This window comes from Paenibacillus sp. FSL K6-0108 (assembly GCF_045040695.1).
GTDB classification, from domain to species: domain Bacteria; phylum Bacillota; class Bacilli; order Paenibacillales; family Paenibacillaceae; genus Paenibacillus; species Paenibacillus pabuli_B.
Genome location: NZ_CP150288.1, coordinates 6294893 through 6309908, shown reverse-complemented (window position 1 = coordinate 6309908; position 15016 = coordinate 6294893). Strand labels below are relative to the sequence as shown.

Below are 15016 nucleotides of genomic sequence, written 5' to 3'. Positions count from 1 at the left end.
GGTGTGGGGGAAAGAAGGGGAATTGGCTTGTCTAAGAAGGAAACATTCATTAGGGGTACACTCATTTTGGCGGCAGCTGCGCTGATTGCGAGGGTACTCGGATTGGTTCAACGGGTACCGCTGGAGCACATCCTCGGCGATATCGGTAACGCATCGTTTACCATCTCCAACACGGTATATTTAATGCTGTTAACCGTAGCTACAGCAGGCATACCGAGTACACTTAGTAAAATGGTTTCGGAACGCTATGCACTGGGACGCGCAGGTGAAGCACAACAAATCTACCGCGCAGCCCTGATCTTTGCGGCTGTTGCCGGGGTAGTAATGTCTGCTTTACTATGGTTCGCTGCGCCTTATTATGCGACGTACGTATCCAAAGTTCCTGAATCGGTGAGCGCCATTCGGGCCTTGGCTCCAGCACTGCTGCTCTTTCCGGCGATAGCCATGATGCGTGGATATTTCCAGGGTCGCGGCAATATGACGGCAGGCGGCATTTCACAGATTGTGGAGCAGTTTGCACGTGTAGGTACAGCGATTATTGTGGCGTATGTTATGCTGCAATGGAATTATGATGATCAAACGATTGCTGCAGGGGCTTCATTTGGTGGCGTATTCGGGAGCATTGGCGCTTTTGCTGTTATGCTGTACTTCACCTTGAAACTGCGCAAAAATGACCGTGCAGCGCAATTGAATTACGAGCGTGCGGAGCAATTACCCATGCGGGGCATTTACAGCGATATATTCAAACTTTCGATTCCAATCGTATTATCCTCGCTCGCTGTTCCGGCGATTAACTTTATCGATTCATCGCTGGTAGTTCCGCTGCTCAGCGGACGGATCGGACTGGAGGAAGCGACAGGAGTACTTGCGATCCTGGGTGCCAAGGCCCAAAGTATCGCTGGTATTCCGCCCATTTTGGCTATCGCACTGAGTCAATCGCTTGTGCCAGTCATTTCAGCAGCTTTTGCTCGGAAGGATGAAGTTCATCTGAAAAATCAGGTGACGCTTGCTATGCGCATTTCGATTCTGACAGGAATGCCAATTGTTATCGCTTTGTGTGCGGCAGCGTATTCCGTTAACGGATTGCTGTTCACTAGTCCCGACGGGACACCAATCATTACATTGTTGACTTTCGGTACCATTTTCCAAATTACGATGATGACCACCAACTCCATTTTGCTCGGGGTAGGCAAACCACGGATCACAATGATCAGCGTGGCAGCAGGCATCATAGTCAAACTTGTAGCGAGTCTGATCTTGGCTCCGATCTTTGGCATATATGGAATCATTATCGCAACCGCATTATGTTTCCTGGTCATTACGTATCTGAACCTGCGGGTGCTTCGGAAAATTGTTGATTTCTCAATCATGGGTGATCGTTGGAAAGGATTCATCATTACTGTTCTGCTTGCAGCGGGTGTTGGTTTTGCAGCCAACTGGGCTGGTAACTCCATCTTTGATTTATTCCTGCCAGCACGTGTATCTTTCCTCGTTACTTGTCTGTTTGTGGGTGCGCTTGTGGTTGTCGTTTACCTGGTACTCATGGTTGTTCTACGTGTACTTCGTAAAGACGAACTAGGAAGTTATCCTCGTATTTTGCAAAAAATACTTCGTCCGCTTATGCGTCTACAACGTGGAGCCGGGCAACGAGGGTAATCGATTCAACACATAATACACATTTTCATTATATTGTTTGAAATAAGTACAAGCTCTGTCTGCTTTAATAGCGGACAGGGCTTTTTTATATGCAAAGATGGCTGAATCAAGAAGCCTTTGAAAGGGTACTCGCGTTTCAATTTCTAGACGATTTCCCTATAAGGCTGATCGCCCTTAATGCGTCAATGTTTTGGCATCATGCGCCAATGCAGTCTTCAGCATGCCATACCGATGTTCATGGCTCATCTCAAACAGCCAGGGGCGACGCGGGATTGTGAGATGACCGAGACAATCGCGATTTTGCAGCCAATCCTGCCTTGTTATCGGTTCATAGGGCGTATCACCCCATACGGCCAGCAATTCAGGACTATATAAGCGTTGTCCTTCTGCCAGGCATTCCTGATCCAGCATCTCCTGGGTATAGATCTCAGCTTTCCCGGCTTCATCTTCATGTGCGGTGAACAGACCGGGCCAGTATTCGGCACGTGAGCCGAGGTGGGGAACCGAGCGTGCAAACTCCAATACTTGTGTAAACACTTGTTCCACGCCAAAAAGCATCGCATATAAGCCTTTGCCAAACATAATCCGCTCATCCAGCTTGCCAAAATGTTCAATAACCCGGCCTGCAAGACCTTTTCCCGGTCCAAGCGGAAAAACGATATGATTCAGCCCAGCCAGGTTATGCAAATGGAATGCAGGTTTGGACAGCACTTGTTTTTGAAAATAAGGATGCTGCACCACCCGGCTCTCAATATAGTTCTGCTCATTAATAATTAATGCCACACTCAGCAGCGAGCTGCATCGCTCCAGCCAAAATCGTTCCCAGAACGGTGTCATGAACGCCGATACATGAAAATGGGGCAACAAATGAAAACAGCTCCGGCCGATCCGGCGGCTGTTCATATACAGCAGAAGCTGGGGATAGGCATCCTGGAAAATAAGTGCATTACACCGCTCCAGCAGTCGATACATGTGCTCACGGTCGGTTTGATTTTGCAGATTATGCATAAGGTCACTCTGAAGATCGGTCATGTGATATCCGCCGTTGCGGGATACCATATGGGCAAGCAGGGCCCAATGCAGCTCTGGATACTGTTCGTAACATTCCAGGTATGCTGCTGTGCGAGTGATGTTACTCCGGTTGTTTTCCTGCGTTAATGTCTTGATTTCTTCCAGAATGATACAGTCCTCTTCACAGACCAGTGCACTGAGCGTATTTCGGGCAAAAGCATTCTCGTTTCCAGGCAATAGCCGCTCCACCTCAGCTTGTAAGGCAGCAGCCATGTCAGAGTCCCAAGCCATATCACGCAAAGGATGACGAAGCTGTGCAGAGGCCTGCCAAGCTGCCTGTTTACCCCTCCACACTTCCCGGGCGGCGCCTGGGATCGATCGGACCATCTGCAATATCGACCCGTGATGGGCAGACTCGGAGGAATCCGTTTTAACGGGAGTCATGACATGACATCCTTTCCTGATATTCTGATTACGGGTTGAATCAAGAAGCTGTTGATATCAGTATGCGCTGAATATTTGACTTCCACTCTGCAATTTGCTTCACTTAGAGAATAAGACAAGGTATAGAAAGGAAGATGTTGTAATGGAAAAGATTACATCGAAACCGGAATTTGATGTGGCCCTCCAATCTCCGCGTTTGACCGTAGCTGTATTTAAGGCAGATTGGTGTGGTGATTGCAAGTACATCGATCCGTTTATGCCTGAAGTTGAAGAGAAGTTCGCTCGTGAGCTGAAGTTGATTGAGGTTGACGTAGATCAGGTGGGTACAGTGAGCGAAGAACAAAATATTCTCGGCATCCCCAGCTTTGTAGCTTACACAGATGGCCGGGAACTGGTTCGTTATGTGAACAAACTGCGCAAGTCGAGAGAAGAGATTGAGCAATTCCTGCAGCGTGCAGTTGAGGTGTATAACACGATTAATAAATAAAGCATGACAGGTTCAATATGTAAAAGGTTATAATTAAAGGAACGCCATTTCTCTTGAAATAGGGAAGTGGCGTTTGTATTTTTAGCATTTTTTGGGGAAGCTAATGAGGTATTTAATCCTTCTTAAACTGAAGGTCGACTTTTCGACAGACGTTAACATTTTGTCACAAAGCGCGGGCGTCAATGACACATTTATCCGGTATAATGAATCTAGTTGTGAAATAAGTGTCAAAGTATCGAATCAAGCGGAGAATGTCGTTCTTCGCCATCTTAAACCAACAGCGGGTGAGAAAAAAATTGAAGCACTTAACCTTGTTTAAATGGTTAACCTTATTAACCTGTCTTGTCATGTTTCTGGCCACATTTGGCGGAGGCGTTGTAACCCGAACGGAATCGGGTCTCGGCTGCGGTGCGGAATGGCCTTTATGTAACGGAAAACTTGTGCCTGCACACACCGTTGCCTCACTTATTGAATTTTCCCATCGCGCTGTAAGCGCACTGGCAGGACTGTTGTCCATTGCCTCTTTTGTAGCCTTTTTACGGTTTGGCAAATCACGCCGTGACCTGCAATTGTTTTCATTATTAACGCTGATCTTTGTGATTGTCCAGGGAATCATGGGGGCTTTTGCTGTCGTATTCTCTCAATCTTCCGCAGTCATGGCACTGCATTTCGGCTTTGCCTTGATCGCTTTTGCCAGCTCCTTGATGATGGCCCTTGGTATTCGGCAGGAGGCTCGTCACGGTGGATTGGAACGACTGAATCGATATCCGCGTGTCAGCAAAGGGTTTCGAAATCTGGTATGGTTTTCTACAATCTATACGTACCTCGTGGTATATACTGGAGCATTCGTGAGCCATACGGATTCGGCTGGAGGCTGTTCCGGCTTCCCGCTCTGTAACGGGCAGATTATTCCCGAGCTCTCGGGAGGTGTAGCTGTTGCTTTTGCTCACCGGGTAGCGGCTGTTTCATTAGTGATTGTCATTGCGATCCTCGGCCATTTTGCTTATCGCAAACATCCGGATAACACAGAATTAAGAGCACTCGGCGTCATTTCTGTGGTACTGGTTCTGTTGCAAGTGGTTATTGGTTTTGGACTGATGCTTACGATGAACCGGCCTGAAGTGTATATGTTTGTGGCGCTGGCACACATGCTCGATATTGCCATTTTGTTTGGTGTATTAACGTATATGAGCTTTCTGGTGTACAAGCTGCATCGGCCCGTTAACCGGTTCTAATCTATATCCGAATTATTGTAGTTCAGGGGATGAATCGTGAAGTTCACCATCCGATGATGTACATCATTGGACAGGTGAACTTTGTTTGGTGTCAGGCGTGTCAGGGCACCCTAAGGTAAGCAGAGTGGAAAGAGGAGGTTATATATGCTGCGAACGTTGCTGGGTGAAAAGCCGCGTAAAAACGAAGGGGTTCTCAAGGAAGCAATGGAGGCGATGGCGGATACGCTTGAGCTGTTTCAGCGACAGATGCATGTGGACCATGATCCTACCCATGATTATCGTAAATTGTATGTGTGGACCCAGGGACTGATCTCCTCGTTGGATGAACTGGAGCAAAGCTGTTTTGCTGCTTCCCATTTCCGTCTGAAAGTCAAAGCGGGCTTTACGGATGATATGACGATTCCAGAAAAAGCGGAGTATGCACGTTATGTGTATTTCTATAAGGATGGCTTCATCCGATGTTTTGCCATTCTGGATAAGTTAGGTACAGTGTTGAATGAAATATTTGAGCTGAACACAACCAATGTTAAAACGCATTATTCTTATTTTACCGTCTTAAGACAGTTCGGATATGATAAACTGCATCATACTCTTGCCAACCAACTGATACAGATCAAGGACTCCTACCGTGAGCCCATGAGTAAATTGCGTAAACGCCGAAACATGGAGATCCATTATATGAATTCGGAAATGCAGGATGATCTGTGGCAGCTGCACCAGACTTTGCAAGGGAAAGTGAAGCTGGAGGATCTGGATCAGCATCTTCTGGAACTCCGCCAAGGTGTGGATATGGTATGTGAGACGTTAAAAGCAGCGTATGGATACATCAATGAGAAGTGGCACAAGCCGGGAATAACCCAATCATCGAAGTAATTGGATTGTAATATTTCCCTTTGACAAATCGGAATACTTGGATTATACTGAGTTCCTGATCGACAGATAGATGGAATTAACATTTATGACATTAACATTATAACAACTGAACTTATAAATTAAATATTTCTTATCGAGAGCGGCGGAGGGACAGGCCCGATGAAGCCCGGCAACCGATTTATAATTGCATGACAGCTGTGTCATACTTTATAGATGTTAGGTGCTAATTCCTACAAAATGGTGCAAGGCACGATTTTGGCAGATGAGAAGGTATAATCTTTCACGTGAAGAGCCCTTTTTGTTTCTGCAAAAGGGGCTTTTTTTTTTATACGACAAGGGGAGTTTTCCTTTCATTCGGGTAAAGATACATGTAGGCAGTGGGAAGGAGCAGTAATTTTGATTGAATTAAAGGGTTTAACCAAAACGTACGGTAAAGGTTCAAAAAGTACGACGGCCTTGTCGGATTTGAATTTGAATATCCGCAAGGGTGAAATATTCGGAGTGATCGGTCATTCCGGTGCAGGCAAGAGTACATTGATCCGTTGTATCAATTTGCTCGAACGCCCCACGGCAGGCGAAGTTTGGGTTGATGGAATCAACCTAACCGATCTCAATAAGACCGATTTACAACAACAACGGCGCAAGATCGGCATGATCTTTCAGCACTTTAACTTGTTATCCTCGGCTACGGTGTACGACAATGTCGCTTTTCCTTTGAAGCTCGTTAATACACCCAAGGCTGCAATAGATCGCAAAGTGAAGGAAATGCTCGCATTGGTTGGATTGGAGGATCACAGCAATAAATATCCGGCTCAACTATCAGGCGGACAGAAGCAAAGGGTAGGTATTGCGAGAGCACTTGCGAGTGATCCGAACGTTCTGCTGTGTGATGAAGCCACATCTGCACTTGATCCCCAGACAACCGATTCGATTCTGAAGTTATTGCTGGATATCAATGAAAAGTACAATCTCACCATTGTTCTAATCACCCATGAAATGCACGTGATCCAGAATATCTGTGATCAGGTGGCGGTTATCCATCAGGGAGGCATCGTGGAACAAGGGCCGGTGACGGAAGTATTTCTTAAGCCGCAGCATGCCATTACGCGTGACTTTATGATGCGGGACCATGAAGTGGGGATTGCATTGGAAGAGACTGCTTTGGCGAATGCAGAATTGCAGACGAATGGTTCTTCTAAGCTTGTGAAAATATCCTTCCTGGGCAATAAAACCTATGAGGCGATTTTGTCCAGAACGGTTCGCAAGACAGGCGTGGATTTCGCCATTTTGCAAGGCACCATTTCAACCATCAAACAAGTTCCCTATGGACAACTGACCGTACGGTTTGAAGGGCAGTCGGATGAGATTAATCTCACCATTAAAGAGTTAATGGATCAGGGACTTGATGTGGAGGTGCTTCGTTAAATGGATTTTTCAACAGTGCGTTGGGAAGAGATCGGTAAGGCTTCCATTGAAACCCTGCAAATCCTGGGGGCATCAGGCCTGTTCACGATTATCATTGGTTTGCCGCTAGGCGTATTGCTGTTCATGACGGCAAGGTCGGCATCAATCCAGTCGCAAGTGGTCTACACGATACTATCGTTCATTGTAAACATTTTGCGATCAGTGCCATTTATCATTCTGATTGTTGCACTCATTCCGTTTACGCGTTCATTGGTCGGCACAGCTACAGGGGTGCTGGGTGTTATACCTCCGCTCGTCATTGCTGCAGCTCCATACTTTGCCCGGTTGGTGGAAACTACACTGCGTGAAGTGGATCGTGGCGTCATTGAAGCGGCACAGGCGATGGGAGCTTCAACCGCACAGATTGTACGGCGTGTGCTTTTGCCGGAGGCATTGCCGGGTCTGCTAGCTGGAATCACCATTACAATCGTTACCCTCGTTTCCTATACGGCGATGGCGGGAATGGTTGGTGGCGGAGGTCTGGGAACATTGGCAATCAATTATGGTTATTATCGTTATCAAAATGAGATTATGATTATTGCCGTTGTATTTATGATCATTCTGGTGCAGGTACTTCAGATGGCTGGCGATCGTTTAGTTAAATGGTTCACCAGGAAATAACACATATATAGCATTTGCCTGAATCGGTATCGACTTGGTGCAAAATGCAAAAAAAATTTATTGGAGAAGGGGTTTTACACATGAAAAAATGGTCTTTTGCTCTACTTAGCATTATGCTGATTGCGGTTCTAGCGGCTTGCGGAAACAACAAGGATTCCGACAGCGGCGCTGACAATGCTGGAGGCGCACCTCGCACCGTGGAATTGAAAGTGGGAGCATCACCAACACCGCATGCGGAAATTTTGGAAAGCATCAAGCCTGAACTCGAAGCAGAAGGCATCCGATTGCAAATCGTGACTTTTAATGATTATGTTCAACCAAACCAACAGCTTGAAGACAAACAACTGGATGCGAACTTTTTCCAACACCAGCCTTACCTGGATACAGAAAACAAAGAACGTGGTTTCCACCTCGTTGCTGTAACACCTGTGCATGTTGAGCCATTTGCTGGCTATTCCAAAAAAATCAAATCTTTGGATGAGCTGAAAGACGGCGCTAAAGTAGCCATCCCTAATGACCCATCCAACGGCGGTCGTGCATTGTTGCTGCTTGCAAAAGAAGGTCTTATCACGCTGAAAGATGACACAAATATCACTTCCAACATTCAAGATATCACAGCTAATCCGAAAAACCTGAATATCATCGAGCTGGATGCAGCCATGATGCCTCGTCAGCTGGATGAAGCAGACCTGGTATTCATCAACGCCAACTACGCGCTGGAAGCCAATCTGAACCCAGAGAAGGATTCGCTGCTGATTGAGGACCTGCAAGGTAACCCTTATGCAAACATCCTCGTATCCCGTGAAGATAACAAAGATGCAGATGCCATCCAAAAACTGGCTGCAGCCCTGCATTCCGAAGAGGTTAAAACATTCATCAAAGATCGTTATCAAGGTGCTGTAGAACCTGCGTTTTAAGCTAATTGATTAAAGCTGAAATTGAACGGCTCATGAAGCCACTAAAAAAGCTCTGCTTTCTCTTTTTAGAGAAGGCAGAGCTTTTTGTTTTGTGCAACATGTTATAGATTGTTTCGATGTAGGAGTACCTTAAGAATCTTATGCATTTTACTTTGTGGAATTTTACCGTTTATACGGGTCAGTATCCGGACGTCCATCTGTCTGATGGCTTTCAGAATCTGTGGACTCCTGTCCAGCAGCATGCTGTTGATAAGCTTCCTCGGCAGGAGAAAGCGGGTTCTGATCTCCCAGATCAGTATCCTTTTTACGGCCAGTCAGCTTGCGTCGAATCCATCCAAAAGCACCAACAATGGCGGCAACGATGACAAACCATCCTTTTTTCAGCAAAAGCAATAATCCAACTTTCTTGGCTACCGCTACACCAGCACCACCAAGAATCAGACTGGTCAGGCCGAGTTCTGATTTTTTGTCTACGGATGCATCAAACTCTTCATAGGTATTTCCTTTGATCACGTTGAGCTGGTTAAGCACAGAGCTTTCAAACTGTTTGCGATTTTCTTCAAAATTGGCACTATCCGTAACGAGGATAACACCGATGTATCCTTCACGGGTGAGTACGTTCACATTGTAATTGACGAGTTTTTCCCGCTCTGCATCCTCAAGACCAAGAGAATAGATCAATTGATGTTTGCTGCTGTCATAGGCTGGATCAATTTCCCATCCCGTGATAAACAGCTGGTTTTCGGGTGTCGTTTTCTCATTTTGCTCTTCTGTACCTCTTTTGTAGCTATCAAGCAGTTCATCGGCGTCCAGATCGTCTTTCTCACTGTCATCGACATGACCGGTATCATTATATTCAAAGATAACATACCAGTTGGAGTTTTCGCCGGCGCCATAGATACTTCCAATTTCCGTTCCATTGGGGAAGGATTCGGTGTCCTCCAAAAACCTTTGGGTGTTAGCTGCATCGAGATAGGATAGGTTTTCGGCTACGTTTAATGTTGCTTTGTTATCAAGTACTACGTTTGAAGGCCCATCAATCCATTCATAATCCTCGGTGGAGCTATTGCTTTCACTTTCTGCAGATGCTGTGGTCGAGAATGGAGCTTGAAATGAGGCGATAAGCAAAATTGCGAGTAGAGAGGCTAACCATCTTTTCATTTACGCTAAATTCCTTTCGAAGGTGTCATGAAATGTTGCCATTTACATGAACATATGTATTGTGTCGTTATATTCATAAGAAAATAAGGACTTATCGACATTAACATAGGCATCCAGACCAGACAAGGGAATTCTGGTGATAAAGGGTGTATTTTCCTCCAAAAGACCTAATCCATTTTATTTCAGATGTTTGAAAGCTAAGTATTTAGTCCTTAATTTACACTTTTTTGCAAATGGTACAGATTGGTGGGAAACGCGAGTTGTGGGGGGATGATAAATCTTTTATACTGGATGAGTGACTGCTCTTTGAAGAGGGGGATGAACGTGAAGGGAAAGATTGCCCTCATAACGGGAAGTGCCAAAGGTCTTGGTAAAATGACGGCCCTCAGTCTGGCGGATCAGGGTTGTCATATTGCTCTGAATTACGTACATAGCCGTACGGAAGCTGAGTCGTTACAGGCTCAGATTATCGCCAAGGGTGTGCGTTGTATTGCCGTTCAGGCCGATATTTCCAAGACAGAAGAGATCACCTTGCTCGTCGCACAGGTCGAAGAGAAATTGGGCAGCATTGATATTCTGGTGAACAACGCCGGTCCGTTTGTCCGTGAACGTCGACTGTTTGCCGAGTATTCCGAAGATGAGGTTCAGATGCTTGTGCAAGGAAACCTGCTTGGACCGATGCTGCTGGATCAGCGTGTATTGCCGGAGATGCGGCGCAAGCAGTGGGGGCGAATTATCCATTTTGGCTTCAGTCATGCGGGAGAAGCGAGGTCATGGCCTCATCGGGCGGTTTATGCTGCTGCGAAAGTAGGTCTGGTTTCATTTACAAAGACACTTGCTGTGGAGGAAGCTCCCTACGGCATTACGGTGAATATGGTATGTCCAGGTGATATTCGCGGTGCCAACAAAGAGAAAACGATTGATGAGATGGCAGGTATAACTGACGAGGAAACGCCGAGAGGACGTCCTGGGAGCGGTGAAGATATTGCGCGGGTGATCACTTATCTGTGTCTGGATCATTCCGATTTTATAACAGGTAACATTATGGATGTATCTGGAGGACTTGATCCGATTCGTCCTAACATACAGCGTGAGGATGCATAGCACAAAAAAAGAGCCCTCCGCTTCATGCAAGCGAAAGGCTCTTGAGGTTTATTTCGTGAAGGATTGATTAGAATACTTGTACGACTTCTTCGACACCGTCAACTTCTTCAAGAAGGGCACGTTCAATCCCGGCTTTTAAGGTAATGGTGGAGCTTGGGCAGCTGCCGCAGGCACCGACCAGTTTCAGCTTAACGATGCCATCCTCTACGTCGACCAGTTCCACGTCACCGCCATCGCGTTGCAGGAACGGACGAAGTTTGTCAAGCACGTCAGATACCTCATCATACATGGTGCTTTGTGCGTTTTCGCTCATTTTTTTTCAACTCCTTTCCTCACTATATTATATTACATTTGGCCCTAAATTAAAATGGTCAAACAAAGCAGGTGAACCTACATGAGACCGATTATTGAATTTTGTGCCAATAATATGCATTTTGGCACAGATGAAGTCATGGATCAACTGGAAGAAAATCCAGACTATGATGTGATAGAATACGGCTGCCTCAGCAATTGCGGCCAATGTTACATGACTCCATTTGCACTGGTGAATGGCGAGTTAGTCATCACCGACAAAGTGGAGGATTTATATAACGCCATCTTGGCCAAAATTGCCGAAGCCGATGCCTGGGATGAGTTGGATCTCGATTAACCGAGATGACGCTTGGACATCCAGAGCACGCCGCTTTTTAAAATACGTGGCACACGTCCCATCATGGACGTTTTGCCCATCAGCCCAAATCCAGCCTTCTTGCCGAGTGCACCGAGTGTGCCACGAAGCTTGAGTGGCTGCGGATTGGGCTTTTCGCCTTTCCAGAGGGCATGCTGAATATGGGCGATTTGTTCACCCTGTACTTCGGCAGCCTGACCGCTTGGTGCATAAGGCACGCTGGCGCAGTCACCTACTACATAGACATCGGTATATTGCGGAATTTGATAATATTCATTCAGTACGACACGACCTTGTGGATCCTTGGTCACATCGAGATCCTGTACAACTTTTACGGGCTGAATTCCGGCAGTCCAGACTACCGCATCCGTCAGAATTTCTTCATCCCGGTTGAAAATGGCATTGGGTTCAAGTCGGGAAATGGCAATATGTCCGCGTGTCTCGACCTGATGTTCGCCGAACCATTCATGAACATAAGCAGACAAGCGCTGCGGAAAAGCGGATAATACACGTTCACCACGGTCCAGTATACTGATGTTCAGGTCCGGTCTGCTCTCACGAAGTTCGGCAGCCATCTCGACGCCGCTCAATCCACCGCCGACGATATGCACATTACCATAAGCTTTAACTTCGTTTAGACGAAGGTAGGTTTCCCGTGTTTTGCTGAAGCTTTGAATTGTACAGCTATATTCCTCGGCTCCCGGCGTATTGTGGAACCGGTCTGTACATCCAAGACCAATAACAAGCTTGTCATACTCTAATGGGTCTTGGCCTTCAAATTCAATCTGACGCTGTTCCAGGTCAATCGAAGTTACTTCTCCGTAACGATAAGTGACTTTGTCGCTGACCGGGAATTGGATACGCAGGTCATAATCGGATACGGTCCCTGCTGCGAGTGCGTAATATTCGGTTTTCAATCCTTGGAAGGGACTGCGGTCCACTAACACGATTTGTGTATCTGACGGGATCTTACCTTCCAGAAGTTCCTTGATAATCGTGAGGCCACCGTAGCCGCCTCCGAGAATGACGAAATTTTTCATGACTCGGCTTCCTTTCTGCATCAGTCCCGTGTGAACGGGGCTGTAACCTGTGGAGCAGCTATGCAATAACATAGCTGCTCCACTTTTGTTTTTATTTGAAATGATTGAAAATGTGCATTTAAAATTACAGATATGCTTCAGCAATCTGCACCACTCCATGCCAAAACGCTCCCGGGTAGAATGAAAGTCGCTTATCTTATGGAAATGATGCTCATGCTACATGCTATTCGTACACTTGAATTTCATTGTAGAACGTATCACGTTCAACCGGAATGCGGCCTGCACCCTTAATTAACCATATAAGCTCTTTACGCGTGAGACCTTCAGGTGTTAGTGCGCCTGCTGCATGACTAATCCGTTCACGAACGATCGTGCCGTGTGCATCCGAAGCACCGAATCCAAGGGCGACTTGAGTCAGCTGTGGACCGATGTTAATGAAGTATGCTTTGATATGATCGATGTTATCCAGCATCAGACGGCTGATCGCAATCGTTTTGAGATCCTCGTATGCGGAGTTACGACGCATGATGCTCGCGTTTTTGCTTTTCGGCTGCATGGAAAGCGGGATAAAGACCATAAATCCGTTGGTTTCATCTTGTAATTCACGAATCTGTACCATATGGTTCACACGATCTTCATAGGACTCAATGGATCCATAAAGCATCGTGGTATGGGTACGCATGCCCAGATTATGAGCAGTACGGTGCACTTCCAGATAACGGTCAACGTTCGCTTTGTTTACACGCATTTTTTTGCGGTATTCATCGGACAGAATCTCAGCGCCGCCACCAGTCAGTGATTTCAAACCTGCTTTTTGCAGTTCTTGTAATACTTCCTTGATGCTGAGTCCACTGATGCGGGTGAAGAAATCAATCTCGGCAGCCGTGTAGGCTTTCAATGTAACGTCCGGATATTTCTCGTTTAAAGCACGCAAGGAATCGACATAATATTGAAAAGGAACATGGTTGTTATGTCCGCCTACAATATGGAACTCGCGTACACCTGGGTGAATATGCTGTTCTACGTAATCAATCATTTCCTGACCGGACAGTGTGTAAGAGCCATCTTCGCCCTGATCTTTACGGAAGTTACAGAATGCACAGTGGGCTTCGCATACGTTGGTAAAATAAAGGCTCATGTTTTCAATAAAATAAACTTTCTTGCCATTCTTACGCAGGTTGGCCTCATTGGCCAGTTGGCCCAAAGTCAGCAGATCATCCGATTCATACAGATAAACGCCGTCTTCTACGGTCAGCCTTACGCCGTTCTGTACTTTCTCAATGATTTCAGCCATTCTTTTGTCTGTGAACGGTGTTACCAATGTAGACATGTTGTATCCTCCTGTTCTTTACCGGATTTGAGTTGGTGTGTAGGACTTGCTTACAGAACTACATAGAAAAGATGCGGACATCAGCCGCCTCTCATTGAACTAACTCTTCATTACCCGGTGCAGCTTGTGCTGCGTACATAAAACTAATTTTTTCATTAAAATGAGTCTTGTGACTCTATATGCATTGGGGACTGCGAGCAGTCTCGAAATGTGAAAAAAATTACAACTCTAACCATCACCTGAAATAAGTCATGACAAAATATCGACATTTCAAAGCGATCACCTACCCATTATAAACCTCGTGTCCCGGGGGTTCAATACACTGGGAAGAAAAAGGAGTTCAGGGGGAACGCGGAAACAGGCAAAGATGACTTGAGCCCCTTGACGGGGTGGAGTATAATTTAAAGAAGAGTTAACGAAAGGTTGTTCAAAAAGTACGCTTTTGATTACGAAGGATGCCTAGCGGCATCTCAGCGTCGAATATGGGATTCAGCCAATCCCATCTTCTTGGTACTGAAAAGCGCCCTTTTTGAACATGATTTTATATGAAAAAGGAGAGTGACCTGGCATGATTAGCATCAGCGAAACAGCTGCAGACAGATTGAAAGAAATGCTGGCACAGCAAGAGACACCTGGTATGTTCTTGCGTCTTGGCGTAGCACCGGGCGGTTGTACCGGCTTTTCGTACGCCATGGGCTTTGACGATAAAGAGTCCGATGAGGACCTCTATATGGATATTCAGGATATGAAGGTAGTTGTGGAGAAAGAAAACCTGAAATATCTGAATGGCCTCGAAATTGATTTTGAAGAATCCGGCATGTCCGGCGGCTTTACCATCCACAACCCTAACGCAGTGGCAACATGCGGCTGCGGATCATCCTTCCGTACGAAGGAAGAGGCGGGCGTACCGGATAAGGATTGTTAATAGTGTAGATTACGACCTCTATAGCGGATTAGTCTTGTACTAATCTCGTTATGGGGGTCTTTTTTTATTACATGGATACCA

The 15016-nt window shown here is 46.1% G+C and carries 15 protein-coding genes and 1 riboswitch; of the genes, 10 read left to right on the top strand and 5 right to left on the bottom strand.

All coding sequences use genetic code 11. The features are described 5' to 3' along the window. Window positions 1–27 precede the first annotated feature (27 nt). A complete protein-coding gene (locus MHB49_RS28650) occupies window positions 28–1656 on the top strand; it encodes a polysaccharide biosynthesis C-terminal domain-containing protein (protein WP_405153882.1) in 1629 nt (542 codons plus the stop codon). A gap of 174 nt (window positions 1657–1830) precedes the next feature. Here the strand turns inward: MHB49_RS28650 and MHB49_RS28645 are convergent, their stop codons facing one another. Beyond that, window positions 1831–3111 (bottom strand): DUF2515 family protein, encoded by a 1281-nt coding sequence (locus MHB49_RS28645; RefSeq protein ID WP_405153881.1) that lies wholly within the window; start codon window positions 3109–3111, stop codon window positions 1831–1833. A 142-nt stretch (window positions 3112–3253) separates the two neighbouring features. Between MHB49_RS28645 and MHB49_RS28640 the strand changes: the two genes are divergently transcribed. The 6 genes from MHB49_RS28640 to MHB49_RS28615 all read left to right on the top strand — a co-directional run bounded on the left by MHB49_RS28640 (window position 3254) and on the right by MHB49_RS28615 (window position 8708). After that, window positions 3254–3598: a thioredoxin family protein gene (locus MHB49_RS28640; RefSeq protein WP_405153880.1), complete on the top strand. Its 345-nt coding sequence runs from the start codon at window positions 3254–3256 to the stop codon at window positions 3596–3598. A 284-nt stretch (window positions 3599–3882) separates the two neighbouring features. After that, on the top strand, window positions 3883–4833 hold the full coding sequence (locus tag MHB49_RS28635; RefSeq protein WP_405153879.1) for a COX15/CtaA family protein: 951 nt from the start codon (window positions 3883–3885) through the stop codon (window positions 4831–4833). Window positions 4834–4977: 144 nt separating this feature from the next. Then, on the top strand, window positions 4978–5706 hold the full coding sequence (locus tag MHB49_RS28630) for a Cthe_2314 family HEPN domain-containing protein (protein WP_405153878.1): 729 nt from the start codon (window positions 4978–4980) through the stop codon (window positions 5704–5706). 127 nt (window positions 5707–5833) lie between these two features. After that, window positions 5834–5975: riboswitch (SAM riboswitch) on the top strand. A 127-nt stretch (window positions 5976–6102) separates the two neighbouring features. Further along, a complete protein-coding gene (locus tag MHB49_RS28625) occupies window positions 6103–7131 on the top strand; it encodes a methionine ABC transporter ATP-binding protein (RefSeq protein WP_405153877.1) in 1029 nt (342 codons plus the stop codon). Next, window positions 7132–7791, top strand: coding sequence for a methionine ABC transporter permease (locus MHB49_RS28620; protein ID WP_247899269.1), 660 nt, complete (start codon window positions 7132–7134; stop codon window positions 7789–7791). It begins immediately after the preceding gene. Between the two features lie 80 nt (window positions 7792–7871). Further along, a complete protein-coding gene (locus MHB49_RS28615) occupies window positions 7872–8708 on the top strand; it encodes a MetQ/NlpA family ABC transporter substrate-binding protein (protein WP_405153876.1) in 837 nt (278 codons plus the stop codon). Between the two features lie 162 nt (window positions 8709–8870). On the opposite strand, the gene MHB49_RS28610 is transcribed toward MHB49_RS28615, so the two are convergent. Then, on the bottom strand, window positions 8871–9869 hold the full coding sequence (locus MHB49_RS28610; RefSeq protein WP_405153875.1) for a DUF2167 domain-containing protein: 999 nt from the start codon (window positions 9867–9869) through the stop codon (window positions 8871–8873). A 324-nt stretch (window positions 9870–10193) separates the two neighbouring features. Between MHB49_RS28610 and MHB49_RS28605 the strand changes: the two genes are divergently transcribed. Further along, window positions 10194–10973 carry an SDR family oxidoreductase gene (locus MHB49_RS28605; RefSeq protein WP_405153874.1) on the top strand — a complete coding sequence of 260 codons (780 nt, stop codon included), beginning with the start codon at window positions 10194–10196 and terminating at the stop codon, window positions 10971–10973. Window positions 10974–11040: 67 nt separating this feature from the next. Here the strand turns inward: MHB49_RS28605 and MHB49_RS28600 are convergent, their stop codons facing one another. Further along, entirely contained in the window at window positions 11041–11286 is a 246-nt protein-coding gene (locus MHB49_RS28600; protein ID WP_062324083.1) for a NifU family protein, read from the bottom strand. Between the two features lie 81 nt (window positions 11287–11367). Here MHB49_RS28600 and MHB49_RS28595 point away from each other — a divergent pair, with 81 nt between their 5' ends. Further along, window positions 11368–11622 (top strand): YuzB family protein, encoded by a 255-nt coding sequence (locus tag MHB49_RS28595; RefSeq protein WP_063566116.1) that lies wholly within the window; start codon window positions 11368–11370, stop codon window positions 11620–11622. On the opposite strand, the gene MHB49_RS28590 is transcribed toward MHB49_RS28595, so the two are convergent. Then, window positions 11619–12680 carry an NAD(P)/FAD-dependent oxidoreductase gene (locus tag MHB49_RS28590; protein ID WP_247899265.1) on the bottom strand — a complete coding sequence of 354 codons (1062 nt, stop codon included), beginning with the start codon at window positions 12678–12680 and terminating at the stop codon, window positions 11619–11621. The two genes, MHB49_RS28595 and MHB49_RS28590, sit on opposite strands and share 4 nt — an antisense overlap. A gap of 223 nt (window positions 12681–12903) precedes the next feature. Continuing rightward, window positions 12904–14010: an aminofutalosine synthase MqnE gene (gene mqnE, locus MHB49_RS28585; protein WP_247899264.1), complete on the bottom strand. Its 1107-nt coding sequence runs from the start codon at window positions 14008–14010 to the stop codon at window positions 12904–12906. Between the two features lie 568 nt (window positions 14011–14578). On the opposite strand from mqnE, the gene MHB49_RS28580 reads away from it, so the two are divergent. After that, window positions 14579–14935 carry a HesB/IscA family protein gene (locus MHB49_RS28580; RefSeq protein WP_405153873.1) on the top strand — a complete coding sequence of 119 codons (357 nt, stop codon included), beginning with the start codon at window positions 14579–14581 and terminating at the stop codon, window positions 14933–14935. Window positions 14936–15016: the final 81 nt, after the last annotated feature.